Annotated in this window: 16 protein-coding genes; 9 read left to right on the top strand and 7 right to left on the bottom strand. The window is 59.6% G+C overall.

All coding sequences use genetic code 11. The features are described 5' to 3' along the window. Positions 1 to 151: 151 nt before the first annotated feature. Positions 152 to 2,698, bottom strand: a complete 2,547-nt coding sequence (locus tag LQ231_RS00795; protein ID WP_230169911.1) for an ABC transporter permease — start codon at positions 2,696 to 2,698, stop codon at positions 152 to 154. After that, the gene (locus LQ231_RS00790; RefSeq protein WP_230169910.1) at positions 2,695 to 3,408 is read right to left on the bottom strand and encodes an ABC transporter ATP-binding protein; all 714 of its coding nucleotides are present in this window, start codon (positions 3,406 to 3,408) and stop codon (positions 2,695 to 2,697) included. The genes LQ231_RS00795 and LQ231_RS00790 overlap by 4 nt, the downstream gene beginning before the upstream one ends. Before the next feature lie 78 nt (positions 3,409 to 3,486). On the opposite strand from LQ231_RS00790, the gene LQ231_RS00785 reads away from it, so the two are divergent. Further along, on the top strand, positions 3,487 to 4,134 hold the full coding sequence (locus LQ231_RS00785; RefSeq protein ID WP_230173196.1) for an arylesterase: 648 nt from the start codon (positions 3,487 to 3,489) through the stop codon (positions 4,132 to 4,134). Positions 4,135 to 4,200: 66 nt separating this feature from the next. Continuing rightward, positions 4,201 to 4,794: an RNA 2',3'-cyclic phosphodiesterase gene (gene thpR, locus LQ231_RS00780; protein WP_230169909.1), complete on the top strand. Its 594-nt coding sequence runs from the start codon at positions 4,201 to 4,203 to the stop codon at positions 4,792 to 4,794. On the opposite strand, the gene LQ231_RS00775 is transcribed toward thpR, so the two are convergent. Then, positions 4,728 to 5,201: a low molecular weight protein-tyrosine-phosphatase gene (locus LQ231_RS00775; RefSeq protein ID WP_230169908.1), complete on the bottom strand. Its 474-nt coding sequence runs from the start codon at positions 5,199 to 5,201 to the stop codon at positions 4,728 to 4,730. The genes thpR and LQ231_RS00775 overlap by 67 nt on opposite strands. Positions 5,202 to 5,228: 27 nt before the next feature. Between LQ231_RS00775 and LQ231_RS00770 the strand changes: the two genes are divergently transcribed. From LQ231_RS00770 to rlmN, 4 genes are all read left to right on the top strand, one after another. Then, positions 5,229 to 5,531, top strand: coding sequence for a 4a-hydroxytetrahydrobiopterin dehydratase (locus tag LQ231_RS00770; protein ID WP_230169907.1), 303 nt, complete (start codon positions 5,229 to 5,231; stop codon positions 5,529 to 5,531). A 58-nt stretch (positions 5,532 to 5,589) separates the two neighbouring features. Further along, positions 5,590 to 5,982, top strand: a complete 393-nt coding sequence (locus LQ231_RS00765; protein ID WP_230169906.1) for a YkvA family protein — start codon at positions 5,590 to 5,592, stop codon at positions 5,980 to 5,982. Positions 5,983 to 6,252: 270 nt separating this feature from the next. Beyond that, a complete protein-coding gene (locus LQ231_RS00760) occupies positions 6,253 to 6,756 on the top strand; it encodes an invasion associated locus B family protein (RefSeq protein WP_113142874.1) in 504 nt (167 codons plus the stop codon). Between the two features lie 303 nt (positions 6,757 to 7,059). After that, positions 7,060 to 8,238, top strand: coding sequence for a 23S rRNA (adenine(2503)-C(2))-methyltransferase RlmN (rlmN, locus tag LQ231_RS00755; protein ID WP_230173194.1), 1,179 nt, complete (start codon positions 7,060 to 7,062; stop codon positions 8,236 to 8,238). A gap of 51 nt (positions 8,239 to 8,289) precedes the next feature. On the opposite strand, the gene LQ231_RS00750 is transcribed toward rlmN, so the two are convergent. Both LQ231_RS00750 and LQ231_RS00745 read right to left on the bottom strand, forming a co-directional pair. Further along, positions 8,290 to 8,931 carry a LysE family translocator gene (locus tag LQ231_RS00750; RefSeq protein WP_230169905.1) on the bottom strand — a complete coding sequence of 214 codons (642 nt, stop codon included), beginning with the start codon at positions 8,929 to 8,931 and terminating at the stop codon, positions 8,290 to 8,292. 82 nt (positions 8,932 to 9,013) lie between these two features. Next, positions 9,014 to 9,868, bottom strand: a complete 855-nt coding sequence (locus LQ231_RS00745; protein ID WP_230169904.1) for an SDR family NAD(P)-dependent oxidoreductase — start codon at positions 9,866 to 9,868, stop codon at positions 9,014 to 9,016. Between the two features lie 297 nt (positions 9,869 to 10,165). Between LQ231_RS00745 and LQ231_RS00740 the strand changes: the two genes are divergently transcribed. After that, positions 10,166 to 11,389 carry an argininosuccinate synthase gene (locus LQ231_RS00740; RefSeq protein ID WP_230169903.1) on the top strand — a complete coding sequence of 408 codons (1,224 nt, stop codon included), beginning with the start codon at positions 10,166 to 10,168 and terminating at the stop codon, positions 11,387 to 11,389. 73 nt (positions 11,390 to 11,462) lie between these two features. On the opposite strand, the gene LQ231_RS00735 is transcribed toward LQ231_RS00740, so the two are convergent. Beyond that, on the bottom strand, positions 11,463 to 12,665 hold the full coding sequence (locus LQ231_RS00735; RefSeq protein WP_230169902.1) for a multidrug effflux MFS transporter: 1,203 nt from the start codon (positions 12,663 to 12,665) through the stop codon (positions 11,463 to 11,465). Positions 12,666 to 12,831: 166 nt separating this feature from the next. Further along, positions 12,832 to 13,260: a hypothetical protein gene (locus LQ231_RS00730; protein ID WP_113142684.1), complete on the bottom strand. Its 429-nt coding sequence runs from the start codon at positions 13,258 to 13,260 to the stop codon at positions 12,832 to 12,834. 192 nt (positions 13,261 to 13,452) lie between these two features. Here LQ231_RS00730 and LQ231_RS00725 point away from each other — a divergent pair, with 192 nt between their 5' ends. Both LQ231_RS00725 and typA read left to right on the top strand, forming a co-directional pair. Beyond that, entirely contained in the window at positions 13,453 to 15,516 is a 2,064-nt protein-coding gene (locus LQ231_RS00725) for a M3 family metallopeptidase (protein WP_230169901.1), read from the top strand. A 171-nt stretch (positions 15,517 to 15,687) separates the two neighbouring features. After that, on the top strand, positions 15,688 to 17,505 hold the full coding sequence (gene typA, locus LQ231_RS00720; protein WP_230169900.1) for a translational GTPase TypA: 1,818 nt from the start codon (positions 15,688 to 15,690) through the stop codon (positions 17,503 to 17,505). Positions 17,506 to 17,638 lie beyond the last annotated feature (133 nt).

Here is a 17,638-nt window from a genome sequence, read left to right as displayed (position 1 = left end):
GGTGCGGACTAAATGTCCGGGCGCCGCTGCGGAGCTCAGCATGCGTAACAACAATATGAGGTGTTCCCGGGTCTTGGACAAGAGCCGAAAGCTTAAATCGCGGTAATCCGCCCGACCGTGCGTCAAGTGTGTCAGAAGTTTTGTTTCTGACCTAAAGTTCACGCAGAACGGGAGCTGCTTTCTGTCCGAGAATGCGCCAGGTGCCTGCCAGACCTATGCCGATGGTGACCACAAGAGCAATGAGGATTGTCATCACAGCGACATCGGGCAGGAAGTTGGATGGAAGCTTCATGATCTGGCTCAATACATACCAAGCGATGCCACCGCCGGCGATGAGGGCGAACAGGGCGGTTGCTGCGCCAAGCAGCATATATTCGTAGGTGAATGCGCGGATCAGCATGGCGCGCGTGGCTCCCAGCGTCTTCAGGATGACCGCATCATGCGTTCGCGCGCGGTTGCCGGCGGCAAGAGCGCCTGACAGCACGAGCACCGATGCAATCAGGGCGAGGGCCGCTGCAGACCGGATCGCCGTGGCAAGTTGCCCAACCAGGCGGTCTACCACCTCCAGAGCATCCTTGACCCTCACGGTGGTGATCGTCGGGAAGGCCTGCGTGACGGAACGCAGGATCGTGGCTTCCTCGGCGGCCGTCGCCTCGCCGTCGATCAGGGTTGCCAGCCAGGCATGCGGCGCACCGGCGAACGTGTTGGGGGAGAAGACCATGACAAAGTTCATCGACAGGCTTTCCCACTGAACCTTGCGGAAATTGGCGATCCTCGCGGTGATGCTGCGGCCGAGCACATTGACGGTCACGGTGTCGCCGATCTTCAGACCGAGCTCCCGGCCTTCCTGTTCGGAGAAGGAGACGAGCGGCTCGCCGGCGTAGCCGTCCTGCCACCACGTGCCTTCCGTCACGCTGCTGTTTTCCGGTACGTTGCGGGCATAGGTGAGGCCACGATCGCCGCGCAACACCCAGCGGCCTTCCGGCGGCACGTTGATCTTGGCGACATCCGTGCCGTTCAGTGCCAGGATACGGCCGCGCAGCATCGGCACTTCGACCAGCTTGCCCTCGGGGGCCTCGCGCTGGACGAGGCTCCGGAAGCTGTCTAGTTCACTTCCTTGAATGTCGACAAAGAAGAAGTTCGGTGCACGGTCCGGCAGATTGCCGGTCAGTTCACGGCGCAGGTTGCCGTCGATGAGCGCCAGCGCCACCAAAAGGCTCAGGCCCAGTCCCAACGACAGCGTTACGGCCGGCGTCAGGGCGCCCGGCCGATGGATGTTGCCGACGGCGAGACGCAGCGCTGCCGAATGGATCCGCGGGCTGCGGCGCGCGGCCAGCGCAATCAGATAGGCAACCACGCGCAAGAGGACAAATCCTGCAGCCATGGCAATGAGGAAAACCGTCGCAATGCGCTTTTCTTCCGAGGAATAGATCGCAAGGGCTGCGAGCGCTGCCAGCGCCAGAGCGGTCGCAAGAATATAAGGCCAGGATGGCAGGCCACGGGTTTCGAAGCCCTGTTCGCGGAACAGGGCCGTTGCCGGAACCCTGCGTGCGTGGCCGAGCGGCAGGATGGCAAAGGCGAGCGTTACCAGGATGCCGAAGAGGGCAGCAAGCAGCAGCGCGCGCGGATAGAGCGTCGCTTCCGTCGAGATCGGCAGGATGCCGGCCAGATAGCTGGCCGTGATCGGTGGGGCAATGGCGCCAAGGGCCAGCCCGATCAGGATGCCGACCGAGGCGACCAGCGTGATCTGGATCAGATAGACCATGACGACCACGGATGCCGGAGCGCCAACGCATTTTAGCGTGGCGATGACGGTCCGTTTGGAGTCGAGGAAGGCCCGCACGGCATTGGCGACGCCGACGCCACCGACCACCAGGGCCGTGAGGCCGACCAATGTCAGGAACTGTGAGAAGCGCTCGATGTTTTCCGTCAGCGCCGGTGCTGCACGATCGCTGCTGCGGATCGACCAGCCGGCATTGGGAAGTTCCGTCTGGGCGCGTTGCCGTATCATTGCCGGATCGGGCGCAGGGTCGCTGAAGCGAACCTTGTAGGCTTGTTCGACGAGGCTGCCGGTCTCTGTCAGGCCGCTTGCCAGCAGCGCGGTGCGGCTGGTCAGGAAGCGCGGTGCAAAGCCGAAGCCATCCGAAATGGAATCCGGCTCATTGACGATCACGCCGTTGATCCGGAAGCGGGCGTTGCCAACCAGGATCTCATCGCCGACAGCCATGTTCATCCGGTCGAGCAGCAACTGTGCAACGACTGCGCCGTAAGTGCCGTCGCGTTGCGCAAGGAGCTCTGACAAGGGTTGGTCGGGTTCGGCCGTGAAACGGCCATAGAGCGGATAGGCGTCGTCAACAGCCTTGAGTTCGACCAGCGACTGATCCGCACCGTCCGGCAGGCGCGCCATCGAGCGCAGCGCCGTCGTCAGCGAAACGGTGCCCAGTCCCTGCAGGAAGCGCAGTTCTTCGGCGCTGGCCTCCCGGTTGTTGAGTTCGAAACGCATGTCGCCGGCGAGCAGCGTGCGGCCTTCCGAGGAAATCGCATCGGTGATGGCGGTCGAGACGGAATTGACGGCGGCGATGGCGCCGGTTCCCAGCGCGATGCAGGCGAGGAAAATGTAGAAGCCCTTGAGGCCGCCGCGCAATTCGCGAAGCGCGATGCGGAAGGCGATCTTCACCCGTGATGCAAAACCGCTCATGCGGGCACCGCGGTCGGGCGGCTGGTTTCAGCGGCGCTGTCGCCGGCAATCTTGCCGGATGCAACGCGGACCTGGCGCGAGCAACGGGCTGCCAGCGCGTTGTCGTGGGTCACCAGCACCAGCGTCATGGCCCGCTCGGCCTGCTTGGAAAACAGCAGATCAGCAATCTGGCGACCGGTTTCGGTGTCGAGATTGCCTGTCGGCTCGTCGGCAATCAGAACGGCGGGGGACGGCGCCAGGGCGCGGGCAATGGCGACGCGCTGCTGCTCGCCGCCGGACAATTGTCCGGGATAGTGGTTCAGGCGCTCACCCAGGCCGACAGCCTCCAGTTCCTTGCGGGCGATGTCGAAGGCATTGCGAACATTGGCGAGTTCCAGCGGAACTGCAACATTCTCGATCGCCGTCATATTGGCAATCAGGTGGAAGGACTGGAAGACAATGCCGATATTCTTGCCGCGAAAATCGGCCAGCGCATCTTCGCCAAGCGCGTGCAGCGCCGTGTCGCGGACATGAATTTCGCCGCTGTCCAATCGTTCCAGACCGGCCAGAACCATCAGCAGCGTCGATTTGCCTGAGCCGGAGGGACCAATGATGCCCACAGCTTCGCCTTCGGCTATGGTGAGATCAATATCTTTCAGGACGTGGACGGAGGCAGCAGCATTGCCCAGAGTGAGATCGGCGCTTTTGAGTTCGATGATGGTTTTTCTCACGCGCGGCCGTCCTATATCTATGGGAAATCAAATTCGTTGCCGCAGGATGCGACCTGACGGCAATCTAGGAAAGCCATGATGAGATTTAAAGCCGTAGCCCTTCATTTCACCGTGATCCTGATGGCAACGCTGGGTGCCGCCCGGCTCGCTGCCGCCGAGCCAGTGCAACTGGTCGGCTTCGGCGACAGCTTGATGGCCGGCTATCAATTGCCGCAGGAAGATGCGCTGCCGGCCCAGTTGCAGCGCGCGCTGGTGGCAAAAGGCCATGATGTCGTCATCACCAATGCCGGTTTTTCAGGCGACACCACGTCTGGCGGCCTGTCGCGCGTGGACTGGTCGGTTCCCGACGGGACCGATGGCGTGATCCTTGAGCTTGGGGCAAATGACGCCTTGCGCGGAATCCCGCCGGATCAGTCGGAAAAAAATCTCGACCAGATCATCAGCCGCCTGAAGGCGCGTGGAATCCCCATTCTTCTCGTCGGCGTGCTCGCACCGCCGAATATGGGCGCGCAATACGGTGAAACATTCAATGCTATCTATCCTCGTCTCGCTGCGAAACACGCGCTGCCGCTCTATCCGTTCATCCTCGATGGTGTGATTACCGAGCGCAGTCTTTTGTTGGAGGATGGCATGCATCCCAACACCAAAGGGCTGGCCGTGATGGCGCAGCGGATGCTGCCGCTGGCTGAAGAGCTGGTGAAAAGCGTTGAGGGTAAGTCTAAATAAGCGCTTGCGCCTGATGGCATTGCGTGATTCGCTGTGAGCATCTGCAAAAGATTCGGGGAGCTCGCGATGCCGAGATTATTCACTGCCCTCGAAATTCCCCGCAATGCGGCGATGAGCCTTTCATTGTTGCGGGGTGGTCTGCCCGGCGCCCGGTGGATTGATGTGGAGAACTATCACATCACCTTGCGCTTCATCGGGGATGTGGACGGACGCACGGCTGATGAAATCGTCGATCGTCTCGACCGGATTGACCGACCGGAATTCTCTCTCTCGCTGAATGGTATCGGTTCCTTCGGTTCGAAGAAACCGCATTCGATCTGGGCCGGCGTTACGCCGGTACCGGAGATGTATGCGCTGCAGGGCGAGATAGAACGGATTTGCCAGCGGATAGGGCTTCCTCCGGACCCGCGAAAGTTCACCCCGCATGTGACCCTGGCACGCCTCAAGCAGTCTCGTCTCGAGGATGTGGTGCATTACTTGAGCGGTCGCGGCGATTTCCATACCGTTCCCTTCATTGCGCCGCGCTTCGTATTGCTGTCGTCGAGGGAATCGGTGGGGGGTGGGCCTTATCTGACCGAGGAAGTCTTTCCGCTTCACGAAAACCGTTCGGTGGCGAATTTTGCGACCAAGGCTTTGCAGCCAGAAAAGAGCATGGTGTAGACAGCGTCGAATTCGGCCTGTCCACCATAGTAGGGATCCGGGATATCGACATCGGTTGACGTCGCATAACGGCTGAACAGATGCAGCCGGTCCTGATATTCACGGGGCGCCAGCGCCTGCAGGCGCCCAAGGTTGCTGCTGTCCATGGCGAGAATCAAATCGAACGCGGCGAAATCCTGCTGCTTGACCTGCCTTGCCCTCTGCGTCGAAATATCTATGCCATATTGGCGGGCTGTCTCGATGGAGCGGCGGTACGGCGGATCGCCTGCATGCCAGCCGCCGATACCGGCAGAGGCGATCTGGCCTGCATAGGTCTCGGCTGAGACGAGGTGCCGGTAGATACCTTCGGCCAGCGGCGAACGGCAGATATTGCCGAGACAGACAAAAAGGATCGAGGGTGTGTTCATCGGCACATTCCATTGGGAGGTGAAGAGATGAAATATGAGAAACTGGACGATGCGGCAATCGCTGCCCGCCTTGGTGAACTCAAGGGATGGTCGATCGGGCGCGCGGGTGCCGCGATCGAGAAGCACTATGTCTTTCGCGATTTTCGCCAGGCGTTCGGCTTCATGGCCGAAGCGGCCCTTGCTGCCGAAAAGCTCGACCATCACCCCGAATGGTCCAATGTCTACAAGCGGGTCGATGTGGCGCTGACCACGCATTCCGCCGGAGGCCTGACGGAACTGGATTTCAAGCTGGCCGTTCTCATGGATATGGCGGCCGCGCAGGAAGATTGAAACTGCCGCAGTCCATCCACATATCTTTTCAGGGTCCAAACGAAGGAATCGATGGACGATGGATGACGTGAAAATCGGCGAAATTCTGTTGCCGGGCGACGAAGAAACGCAGGAGCGGCAGGAGGCGAAGGTTCGCAGTCGCTTCTGGCCGACCTTGAAAAAAGCCGCTCGCCAGATCCCGTTCTCGCGGGATGTCGTTGCTGCGTTCTATTGCGCAACGGACAGGGAGACGCCGTTCCGTGCGCGCGGCATTTTGCTGGCTGCGCTGGGTTATTTCGTCCTGCCGCTCGATGCCGTTCCGGATGTGTTTGCCTTTATCGGTTTTACCGACGACGTCGCTGTGCTGACGGCCGCATTTGCGCTGATCAACAGGCATATCAAGGAGCGGCACTATGACGCTGCGGACGAAATATTGGCGGAAAAAGCCGAAGGTCCCGGCAAGAACGCCTAAGCGCTACCAAGATCGCTGACGAAAAATCAGATCAGCCTAACTCTTGCCTGATTTGCTCTTTCTACATCGCTGTCGGGAGCCAATGTCCATATCGGGTGATTTTTGCCGGATTTCGGGCGCCAAATTCAGTTCGACGACGCGGTTTGTGACAAGAAGGCGTCCTTCGTTCACGTTTTGGTAAGGTAAATTAAGTCAAACTGAACACAGGTTTTGACGAAGAGCGTCCGGTTTTGTGACTGGGCGATGGATGGAAACAACCGGCAGGAAGACATGTTTGTAAGAAGTAGCGTAGCCGCACTGGCACTGATCCTGGCAAGCAGCGGGCTCGCCGTCGCGCAATCGCCGACGCGTATCGAGCAGTTCAAGGCCTGGGGTGCTTATTCCTATAAATCCAACGGTGGCACTGTTTGCTACGTTCTGTCGGTCCCGACGACCAAAGAACCGGCCAGTGTCAATCATGGCGATATCTTCTTCGTCGTGTCGCAGCGCCCCGGCCAGAACATATCGTACGAGCCGCAGGCGATGATGGGTTATGCGATGAAGGGCGATTCGAAAGTCAATGTGACGATCGATGACAAGAACTTCGTCCTATTCGTCAAGGACACCTCGGCTTGGGTCGAGAATGCGGCCGAGGAACCGGCACTGGTTGCTGCGATGAAGACCGGCAAGTCGATGACGGTCAAGGCGACGTCGGCACGCGGTACGGGCACGAACTACAGCTATTCGCTGTCGGGCATTTCGGCGGCTCTGAAGAAGATCGAAGGCTGCAAGTAAACATCCTTTTGTCTCATCGTTAGCATGGGGTCGGCGTTGCCGGCCCCTTTCGCCGTTAAGGCTTTCGTGTCGACCGCAGCGCTGCGGGGTGACGGCGGCCGAAAAAGCTGATATTGCCCCGCATCAAAGTCGAATGCGCGACCATGTTCCGCATTGCAAAGTCCAGCATTCATGCATCGCCGAACATTGATCGCCGCCCGCCGGTGACGGTCCTGATATCGGCAAGAGGTTTGAACCATGTCCGCCACCGACACCCTTTCCGAGCGTCCTCGCACCGTTGCGCCAGCCCAGCGCCCTGGCGCCATGGCCGAGAAACCGAGCCTGATCGGCATGGACCGCGACACATTGGGGGCGGCGCTTCGCGAAAAGGGCGTGCCGGAAAAGCAGATCAAGATGCGCGTCGCGCAGATCTGGAACTGGGTCTATGTGCGCGGTGTCTCCGACTTCGACGCCATGGTCAATGTGTCCAAGGACATGCGCGAAATGCTGAAGACGCATTTCACCATTGCCCGGCCGGAGATTGTCGAAGAGCAGATTTCGAACGACGGCACCCGCAAATGGCTGCTGCGTTTTCCGCCACGCGGAGCCGGTCGGCCGGTCGAGATCGAGGCAGTCTACATTCCAGAAGAGGGACGAGGCACGCTCTGTATTTCCAGCCAGGTCGGCTGCACGCTGACCTGTACCTTCTGCCACACCGGGACGCAGAAGCTTGTGCGCAACCTGACTGCCGAGGAAATCCTGTCGCAGTTGCTTTTGGCGCGCGACCGGCTCGGCGACTTCCCGGATCGCGACGTGCCACAAGGCGGCATGGTGCCGTCGAGCGATCGCAAGGTGACCAATGTCGTGATGATGGGCATGGGCGAGCCGCTCTACAATTTTGAGGAAGTGAAGAAGGCGCTGCTGATCGCATCCGATGGCGATGGGCTGTCGCTGTCGAAGCGTCGCATCACGCTCTCCACCTCGGGCGTCGTGCCGGAAATCTACAAGACCGGCGAAGAGATCGGCGTCATGCTGGCGATTTCCCTGCATGCGGTGCGCGACGACCTGCGCGACCTGCTGGTGCCGATCAACAAGAAGTATCCGCTGAAGGACCTGATCGAGGCCTGTCGCAACTATCCGGGTCTGTCGAACGCCCGTCGCATCACCTTCGAGTATGTGATGCTGAAGGACGTCAACGACAGCCTGGAAGATGCCAAGGGGCTGATCAAGCTGTTGAAGGGCGTGCCTTCCAAGATCAACCTGATCCCGTTCAATCCGTGGCCGGGCACCAATTACCAGTGTTCGGACTGGGAGCAGATCGAAAAGTTTGCCGATTTCATCAATGCAGCCGGCTATGCCTCACCGATCCGCACGCCGCGTGGCCGCGACATTCTGGCTGCCTGCGGCCAGTTGAAGTCGGAATCGGAGCGTATGCGCAAGACCGAGCGGCTCGCTTTCGAGGCGATGATGATCGCCAATCACGGCACCGACGACGAGGATTAAAAAGCGGGCTTCGGCCCGCTTTTGCGTTGCAGCCTTTTTCGTTTCAGACTGTCACTTGGCTTGGGTCATCAGGATCTTGGCGGCGAAGATCGAGAAGACGCCGGCAAAGGTGTAGTCGATGCCGCGCAGGATCTTGCGATTGGCCTGCAGCCAGCCGGAGAGGAAATCCGCACCGAAGATGATCGCTATGCCGATCGGCAGCGACAGGATGATCGACCAAAGGCCGAGGAAGACCAGTTTGCCGGTGACATGCGGATCGTCGGCGGTAACGAATTGCGGCAGGAAGGTCATGAAGAAGATGATGACCTTGGGGTTGAGCAGATTGACCCACAGGCCGTTGACGAAGGCGTTCAGCCGCGAGGCTTCGCTGTCGCCATCGGCCTTGACGACGAAGTTCGAGCCATGGCGAATGGCTTGGATCGCCAGCCACAAGAGATAGGCAGCCCCGCCGGTCTTCAGCATCATGAAGGCGGTTGGCGACGCGACGATCAACGCGGAGATGCCGAAGGCGACCAGGATCGTGTGAATGGAGATACCGAAGCTGGTGCCGGCCAGAACCATCAGGCCGATCGAGCGGCCGTCGCGCAGGGACCGGCTGATCCACAGTGTCATGTCGGGTCCGGGCGTCAGCGCCAGGAGCAGAATGGCGAGGCTGAAGGCGAGGAATGTCGGCAGGCTGGGAACGAAATCCATGAATGACACCAAAAATCAAAAAGCCCGATAAGGCCGGATTGTCCATCCTTATCGAGCTTCGTGATGCTTGCCAATCCGGCGCCTACTTTGCGAGATACGCCTTGAAGGCCTCGGCATAGTCTGGATGCCAGCGCGACAGCGGTGGCCTGTTTTCGATGATGTCGCCGGCAGCCCAGGCAATGCGCTTTTCGTCCGTTGCCCGATCGACGTCGTTGTCCGGGCAAAGGATGTAGAAATCGCCTCGGCCTATGCTTTCCAGCATGAAATTGACCGTCTGTTCAGACGTCCAGGCAGCAGCCGGCTTTTCTGCCCGGCCATTGGCGGTGAGCCCGGTATAGACAAAGCCCGGGATCAGCAGATGGGCTGTGACGTTGCAATTCGGCGTGTTGCGCAATTCGTGCTGCAAGGCTTCGGTGAAGGCCTTCACCCCTGCCTTGGCAACATTGTAGGCCGGATCGCCCGGCGGCGTGGTGATGCCCTGTTTCGAGCCGGTGTTGATGATGATGGCCGGATCCTTGTGGTTGATCATGCCCGGACCGAAGACCCGCGTGCCATGCACAACGCCCATCAGATTAACAGCAAAGACATTGTCCCAATTGGCCTGCGGGCCAAACAGGCTGCTGCCCGGCTGGATACCGGCATTGTTCATCAGCAGGTGAACGCGACCGAAGCGCTGAACAATGGCACGCTCCAGGGCTTCCAGATCCTCGCGCTTGCTGACGTCGGTTTCGATGGCAACAACGTCACTTTCCGGGTTTTCCGAAAGTGCTGCGACCTCCTGGGCTGCCTCAGCCAGATTGTCCCCGCCGAGATCGGCCAGCACGACGCACATGCCCTTGGACGCGAAGGACTTGGCGGCGGCCAAGCCGATGCCAGAGGCAGCACCGGTCACGACCGCAACCTTGCCCTTGGCTATCACGGATAGGATGTCTGCCATGTTTTGCTCCTTTGGTCTGTCATTGTGCCGTGACGGCATATGGTATGATTTTCCTGCAAGTCAAACCGTAGCGCTTCATCGCATAGATAAGGTGACAGAGCCAAATTGCACCCACCGGATGCGGAGCTGTGAGGTGCATGCTTGCTCCTGCGATCATTTTCCAGTCTCCAAGAAAGTCGCGGAAGCGACCTCCAGCGGCGCGCTTGCCCTTGCACCGCGCCGGAATCCGGCTAAAAGTGCCGCCAAACCAGGGGCCCAGGTTGGTCGGGCTCGCCTTCATCAACGGACTTTATCATCATGGCACTCCCGAAAGACGTCAAAAAGGTCGTTCTCGCTTATTCCGGCGGCCTCGATACCTCGATCATCCTGAAGTGGCTGCAGACCGAACTCGGTGCTGAAGTCGTCACCTTCACTGCCGACCTTGGCCAGGGCGAAGAGCTCGAGCCGGCGCGCAAGAAGGCCGAGATGATGGGCATCAAGGAAATCTTCATCGAAGATGTCCGCGAAGAGTTCGTCCGCGATTTCGTCTTTCCGATGTTTCGTGCCAATGCCGTCTATGAAGGCGTCTATCTGCTCGGCACGTCGATTGCCCGTCCGCTGATCTCCAAGCACCTGATCGAGATCGCCAGGAAGACCGGTGCCGATGCCATTGCGCATGGCGCGACCGGCAAGGGCAATGACCAGGTTCGTTTCGAACTGTCGGCCTATGCACTGAACCCGGACATCAAGATCATCGCACCGTGGCGCGACTGGGCCTTCAAGAGCCGTACGGACCTACTGGCGTTTGCCGAACAGAACCAGATCCCTGTTGCCAAGGACAAGAAGGGCGAGGCACCGTTCTCCGTCGACGCCAACCTTCTGCATTCGTCGTCCGAAGGCAAGGTTCTGGAAGATCCGTCCGTCGAGGCGCCGGAATACGTGCATATGCGGACGATTTCGCCGGAAGCTGCGCCCGACAAGGCGACGACCATCAAGGTCGGCTTTGAAAAGGGTGATGCCGTTTCGATCAATGGCGTGCGCATGAGCCCGGCGACGTTGCTGGCGGCCCTCAACGATTACGGCCGCGACAATGGTATCGGTCGTCTGGACCTGGTCGAAAACCGCTTTGTCGGCATGAAATCGCGCGGCGTCTACGAGACGCCCGGTGGCACGATCCTCCTGTCGGCGCACCGCGCGATCGAATCGATCACCCTCGATCGTGGTGCCGCCCATCTCAAGGACGAGATCATGCCGCGTTACGCCGAGCTGATCTATTACGGCTTCTGGTACTCTCCGGAACGCGAAATGCTGCAGGCGCTGATCGACAAGAGCCAGGAGCATGTCGAGGGCGAAGTGACGCTGAAGCTCTACAAGGGCAATGTTATGGTCATCGGCCGCGAATCGCCCAAGTCGCTCTATTCCGACCAACTGGTCACGTTCGAGGACGACCAGGGCGCTTATGACCAGAAGGATGCGGCCGGCTTCATCAAGTTGAACGCCCTTCGCCTGCGCACGCTCGCCAAGCGCAATCTCGGCAAATGACCAGGTTTGGCTTTTAGCCGGCCTGAAGACGCTTGATTTGCCCGAACCCGCCGTCCCCGGACGGCGGGTATTTTCATGCCTGCGTTTTGCTGCCGCGCAGGAAGGTGAGGTAGGCGAGGTAGGCCAGCAGTGCGCCGATCTCCATGACTGGAATGATTGTTCCGAAGGCGGTCAGCGGATCGGTCAGCAGCGAGGCGGCGACCCCACCGGCAAAACCCGATGCCATCTGGACGAAGCCGATCAGCGCAGCTGCTGACCCGGCAATCTCGGGATGCGGCTCCAGGCCGGCCGTGGTGATGTAAGGGATGATAAAGGCGATGCCGAAGGAGCAGAGTGCCACCGGTCCCATGATCGAGAGGAAACTCGGCTCCAGCATGCGTACCGACAGGGCGATGATCATTCCGCCAGTGGCTGCCATCGCAAGGCCAAGCCGCAAGGCGCGGGTTTCGCCGAGCCGTGGGGCGAGCAAACGCAAAGCCACCGAACCGGCGAAGAAGAAACCGGACTGCATCAACATGCCGACGCCAAACTGAGCCGGGGACAATCCGACACGATCGATCAATATGAAGGGCAGCATGGTCGATTGTGCGTAAAGGGCGCCGACGCAGCCGCCGAGGACCAGCGACGGGAAAAGCACGCGTGGATCCGCGATCAATGTGCGATAGGCGCTCAGGATGCGGCGTGGCCTTATCCTGGCGCGATCCGGGACGGTGGTTTCGCTCATGCCCAGGATTACAACGGCTACACTCAGGAGACCGAAGCCAACCATCAGGTAGAAGACCGCCTGCCAGCCGGCCAGGGATAGCGCGATACCGCCCAGCGTCGGGCCGGCTGCCGGTCCGACAGCCAGCATGATGCCGATCATGTTGAGGATGCGGGCCGCCTCGCTGCCGGTGAACTGGTCGCGGACGATGGCACGAGAGACGGTGACGCCGACCGATGCGCCGATGCCTTGGATCAGGCGGCCGGCCAGCAACAGGTCCACTGTCGAGGCAAGTGCCGCGACGATGCTGCCAGCGAGGTAGATCAGCAGGAAGGCGAGCGTTGCCTTGCGGCGGCCAAAGGCATCCGAGACGGGGCCTGCGACCAGTTGCGCCACGGCGAAACCGGCGAAATAGAGTGACAGGCTGAGCTTGATCGCCGAACTGGTCGTATCGAAGGCCGCGACCAGTTGCGGCATGGCCGGCGTGTAGATCGCCATGGAGATCGGCCCGATCGCCGTCAGCAGCGCGCCGATCAGCGAGGTTCGCCTCTCGCTCATGCGAGCCTGTGTCATGTGATCTGCTTTCGCAAGTGATGGAATTCGGCGCCGCGGGTGTCGCTGGCCGGACCATGTCCGGTAAACCAGACTTTGCTGGGGCCGGACATAATCCGGACCAGCCATAATTCGCGAATTTCACGAAGGCGAGAATATTTTGTGTTTTTAGCGCGCCTGGATCCGCTTAGCTTGTGCGGCCGAAGAAATCGAGGATTTTTGCATAAGAGTCGGCGTTGTCGAGATTGCCGATCATTTCTGCCAATGCATGCTGGGTACGATAGTATTCGGCATAGTCGAATTCAGTATTGTCGGTGAGATTGGAAAGGTCGGCAACGTTGCCATGGCGATCCACGGCTTGCAGCGGCAGCTCGGTGGACAGTTCTCGATAGGTATCCTCGTCGATTTCGGCGCGGTCAAAGCTCTCGGTGGCAATCTCCCGCAGCCGCCGCGGGGTCATGCTGGCAAAAACAGAAAGTGCTTCCTCGAATGTCTCGCGTTCTCGCGAGACGAGAGGCTTCACCGACAGCTCGCTCAGCTTGACCTCTTGCTGGAGGTTGCTTTCCTTGATCTTCAGTGAAGGGCCGCCAATCGGCCGTATCGGAAACACTTCCATGGCACACACCATCCTTTCATAGGATAGTTCGATCTATCTCCCTGTTCTAATTTTCGTCAATGTTGATGGAACAAAGTTGTGGGGCATATTCATTTTTGTTCACTGCTTTTTGCGTGCTTGTCATCGGTTCGTCGCGATAGCATATCGGATGAAGGCGCTTCGCGGTTTGGAAGCGCAACGAAGGAGACGCTTATGACTTGTTCCCCCGCCTATAATCCTGCCGTTGTCGAATGGACGGGGCCGCATGGCCTGCCGAAATTCGAGGAGATTGCCGATGGCGATTTCGCACCGGCCTTCGACGTGGCGCTGGCGGAACATGACGCTGAGATCGAAGCGGTTGCGGGCAATCCGGCGGCGCCGAGTTTTATCAACACGATCGTCGAGCTTGAACTGGCGGGCGACACTCTGTCCCGGGTGTCGGCGCTGTTTTGGAACCGGGCAGGGGCGCATACCAATCCGGCCATCCAGGCGCTGGAGCGTGAGATAGCGCCGAAGATGTCGCGTCACTATTCAAGGATCGGCATGAATGCGGCTCTGTTTCAGCGGATCGATACGCTGTGGAACCAGCGCGATACCCTGGGGCTGACGCTCGAGGAAGCGCGTGTCTTGGAGCGGCACTGGAAGGGGTTTGTCAAATCGGGTGCAAAGCTCCCCAAGGTGGAGCAGGAGCGCCTGGCTGCGATCAATGAGCGACTGGCGAGCCTCGGGGCGCAATTCGGCCAGAACGTGCTTGCAGATGAGAGTTCATGGACCCTGCCGCTGGCCGGCGAGGATGACCTTGCGGGAATTCCGGGTTTTCTGCGCGATGCCATGGCCTCGGCTGCGGCTGCCCATGTGGGCGGACACGCCTATGTGGTGACACTGTCGCGATCGATCATCGAACCGTTTCTGACTTTCTCCGAGCGCCGCGATTTGCGCGAGGCAGCGTTCAAGGCCTGGACGGCGCGCGGCATCAATGGCGGCGCCACCGACAATCGCGACATCGTCAAGGAAACACTGGCACTTCGTGCCGAAAAGGCCGCGCTTCTGGGATACAAGGATTATGCCAGCCTCAAGCTCGACAATACCATGGCCAAAACGCCGGACGCGGTGAATGGGCTGTTGATGAAGGTGTGGGAGAAGGCCGTCAAGCAAGCCGAGGGCGAGGAACGGGAACTGGCCGCGCTGATCGCCGAGGAAGGTCGTAACCATGCGGTGGCGCCTTGGGACTGGCGCCATTATGCGGAAAAGCTGCGCGCTCGCAAATTCGATTTCTCCGAAGCCGAGTTGAAGCCCTATCTGCAACTTGAAAAGATCATCGAGGCTTGCTTCGATGTCGCCGGTCGCATCTTTGGCATCAAGGCCGTGCCGATGCCGGATGTTGTCGGATATCATCCCGACGTCCGTGTCTTCGAGATCCGCGACAGTTCCGATCGGCTGGTTGCGCTGTTCCTCGGAGATTACTTCGCCCGCCCCTCGAAGCGTTCGGGTGCATGGATGAGCTCGTTCCAGTCGCAACACCGGCTGACCTTGAAGAACGGGCATGTCGGTGAGATCCCGATCATCTACAATGTCTGCAATTTTGCCAAGCCGGAGCCGGGGCGGCCGGCGCTGCTGTCGCTCGATGATGCGCGCACGCTGTTTCACGAATTCGGCCATGCTGCCCATGGCATGCTGTCGAACGTGACCTATCCGTCGGTATCGGGCACCAGCGTTTCGCGTGATTTCGTCGAATTGCCGTCGCAACTCTACGAACACTGGCTGACCGTACCGGACGTGCTGAAGACCTATGCCGTGCATGTGGAAACCGGCGAGTCGATGCCGCAAGCCCTGCTTGACAAGGTTCTGGCGGCCCGCACATTCAACTCCGGCTTCAATACGGTGGAATTCACGTCTTCGGCGCTGGTCGACATGGCGTTCCATACGCAAGGTGCCGTCGAGGATCCGATCGCCGTGCAGACGGCGGTGCTTGCGAAAATCGGCATGCCGGCGTCCATGGTGATGCGTCACGCCACACCGCATTTCCAGCATGTTTTTTCCGGCGACGGCTATTCGGCCGGCTACTATTCCTACATGTGGTCGGAAGTTCTGGACGCGGACGCGTTTTCGGCATTTGAGGAAACCGGCAATGCGTTCGATCCGGAAACGGCCCGAAAGCTCAAGGAAAACATCTACTCGGTGGGTGGCTCCGTCGATCCGGAAGAGGCTTACATGGCCTTTCGCGGACGGATGCCGACGCCCGAGGCGATGCTAAAGAAAAAGGGGCTTGCGGCTTAGTCTGCCTGCAAGAAAAGGCCGATTTTCTGCGCCGCCGGTAACCATTGATTCGGTGCCGGCGGTTTCCCCTCTTTCGCAATTGCAAAAAAAAGGTTATGAGCGCCCCAAAGTAACAGGCGCGCCACCGGCACTACTCCGGCACTTGCTCCAAAGCCATCAGAGATCCTTATCATGAAAATGCGCAACATCGCGATTATCGCGCACGTCGACCATGGAAAAACAACGCTCGTCGACGAGCTCCTGAAGCAGTCCGGTTCGTTCCGCGAAAACCAGCGCACGGTTGAGCGCATGATGGACTCGAACGACCTCGAAAAAGAGCGTGGCATCACCATCCTCGCCAAGGCGACCTCGATCGAGTGGAAGGGCACGCGCATCAACATCGTCGACACCCCCGGCCACGCCGACTTCGGCGGCGAAGTCGAGCGTATCCTGTCGATGGTGGATGGTGCGATTGTTCTCGTCGACTCGTCTGAAGGCCCAATGCCGCAGACCAAGTTCGTCGTTTCAAAGGCTCTGAAGGTCGGCCTGCGCCCGATCGTTGCGATCAACAAGATCGACCGCCCGGACGGCCGCCACGAAGAAGTCATCAACGAAGTCTTCGACCTGTTTGCCAATCTCGACGCTACCGACGAGCAGCTCGACTTCCCGATCCTCTACGGTTCGGGTCGCGATGGCTGGATGAACGTCAACCCGGAAGGTCCGAAGGACCAGGGCCTGGCGCCCCTGCTTGACCTGGTTCTCGAACACGTTCCCGAGCCGAATGTTGGCGAAGGCCCGTTCCGCATGATCGGCACACTGCTGGAAGCCAACCCCTTCCTTGGCCGCATCATCACAGGCCGTATCGCTTCCGGCTCGATCAAGCCGAACCAGTCGGTCAAGGTTCTCGCCCAGGACGGCAAGACGGTTGAAACCGGCCGTATCTCGAAGATCCTCGCGTTCCGCGGCATCGAGCGTCAGCCGATCGAAGAAGCCCATGCCGGCGACATCGTTGCTATCGCAGGTCTATCCAAGGGCACGGTTGCCGACACCTTCTGTGATCCGTCGGTCACCGAAGCAATGACCGCCCAGCCGATCGATCCGCCGACCGTTACCATGTCCTTCCTCGTCAATGACAGCCCGCTGGCCGGTACGGAAGGTGACAAGGTCACGAGCCGTGTCATCCGCGACCGCCTGTTCAAGGAAGCCGAAGGCAATGTTGCGCTGAAGATCGAAGAGTCGGACGGCAAGGATTCGTTCTTCGTGTCCGGCCGTGGCGAATTGCAGCTCGCTGTCCTGATCGAAACCATGCGTCGTGAAGGCTTCGAGCTTGCCGTGTCGCGTCCGCGTGTCGTCATGCACAAGGATGAAGACGGCAATGTGATGGAGCCGATCGAAGAAGTCGTCATCGACGTTGATGAAGAACATTCCGGTATCGTTGTTCAGAAGATGTCCGAGCGTAAAGCCGAATTGGCCGAGCTCCGCCCCTCCGGTGGTAGCCGCGTGCGCCTGAAGTTCTTCGCGCCGACCCGCGGCCTGATCGGCTATCAGTCGGAACTTCTGACCGACACCCGCGGCACCGCGATCATGAACCGTCTGTTCCATGATTATCAGGCGTACAAGGGCGAGATCGGCGGTCGTACGAACGGCGTTCTGCTGTCGAACCAGTCTGGCGAAGCTGTGGCCTACGCCATGTTCAACCTGGAAGATCGTGGTCCGATGATCATTGAGCCGGGCGAAAAGGTTTATGCCGGCATGATCATCGGCATCCACTCGCGCGACAACGACCTTGAAGTCAACGTGTTGAAGGGCAAGCAGCTCACCAACATTCGTTCGGCCGGCAAGGACGAAGCTGTGCGTCTCACTCCGCCGATCCGCATGACGCTCGATCGCGCCTTGTCCTGGATCCAGGATGACGAGTTGATGGAAGTGACACCGAAAAACATTCGTCTGCGCAAGACCTATCTGGATGCCAACGACCGCAAGCGTTTCGGCAAGGCAAAGATCGCCTGATCGTCCAAATCAGTTTGATCGTTTCGAACCCCGGCAGAAATGCCGGGGTTTTTGTTTGTGCATGGGGGGCATAGGTGCTTGCGGGTTGGGTTAAAAAAGCGTTAAATTTTCGTGTGTGGTCCAGATGATGGGA

This window comes from Rhizobium sp. CECT 9324 (assembly GCF_918741265.1).
Classification (GTDB): domain Bacteria; phylum Pseudomonadota; class Alphaproteobacteria; order Rhizobiales; family Rhizobiaceae; genus Allorhizobium.
This window is presented reverse-complemented; position numbering and strand designations above follow the sequence as displayed.

What these genes read in the sequence shown, in the direction of transcription:
- thpR (WP_230169909.1), top strand. Translation starts at nt 4,201, where the DNA reads ATGCCGAGATTATTCACTGCCCTCGAAATTCCCCGCAATGCGGCGATG.
- LQ231_RS00730 (WP_113142684.1), bottom strand. Translation starts at nt 13,260, where the DNA reads ATGGAAGTGTTTCCGATACGGCCGATTGGCGGCCCTTCACTGAAGATC.
- LQ231_RS00760 (WP_113142874.1), top strand. Translation starts at nt 6,253, where the DNA reads ATGTTTGTAAGAAGTAGCGTAGCCGCACTGGCACTGATCCTGGCAAGC.
- LQ231_RS00740 (WP_230169903.1), top strand. Translation starts at nt 10,166, where the DNA reads ATGGCACTCCCGAAAGACGTCAAAAAGGTCGTTCTCGCTTATTCCGGC.
- LQ231_RS00735 (WP_230169902.1), bottom strand. Translation starts at nt 12,665, where the DNA reads ATGACACAGGCTCGCATGAGCGAGAGGCGAACCTCGCTGATCGGCGCG.
- LQ231_RS00745 (WP_230169904.1), bottom strand. Translation starts at nt 9,868, where the DNA reads ATGGCAGACATCCTATCCGTGATAGCCAAGGGCAAGGTTGCGGTCGTG.
- LQ231_RS00785 (WP_230173196.1), top strand. Translation starts at nt 3,487, where the DNA reads ATGAGATTTAAAGCCGTAGCCCTTCATTTCACCGTGATCCTGATGGCA.
- LQ231_RS00765 (WP_230169906.1), top strand. Translation starts at nt 5,590, where the DNA reads ATGGATGACGTGAAAATCGGCGAAATTCTGTTGCCGGGCGACGAAGAA.
- typA (WP_230169900.1), top strand. Translation starts at nt 15,688, where the DNA reads ATGAAAATGCGCAACATCGCGATTATCGCGCACGTCGACCATGGAAAA.
- LQ231_RS00795 (WP_230169911.1), bottom strand. Translation starts at nt 2,698, where the DNA reads ATGAGCGGTTTTGCATCACGGGTGAAGATCGCCTTCCGCATCGCGCTT.
- LQ231_RS00725 (WP_230169901.1), top strand. Translation starts at nt 13,453, where the DNA reads ATGACTTGTTCCCCCGCCTATAATCCTGCCGTTGTCGAATGGACGGGG.
- LQ231_RS00750 (WP_230169905.1), bottom strand. Translation starts at nt 8,931, where the DNA reads ATGGATTTCGTTCCCAGCCTGCCGACATTCCTCGCCTTCAGCCTCGCC.
- LQ231_RS00770 (WP_230169907.1), top strand. Translation starts at nt 5,229, where the DNA reads ATGAAATATGAGAAACTGGACGATGCGGCAATCGCTGCCCGCCTTGGT.
- rlmN (WP_230173194.1), top strand. Translation starts at nt 7,060, where the DNA reads ATGGCCGAGAAACCGAGCCTGATCGGCATGGACCGCGACACATTGGGG.
- LQ231_RS00775 (WP_230169908.1), bottom strand. Translation starts at nt 5,201, where the DNA reads ATGAACACACCCTCGATCCTTTTTGTCTGTCTCGGCAATATCTGCCGT.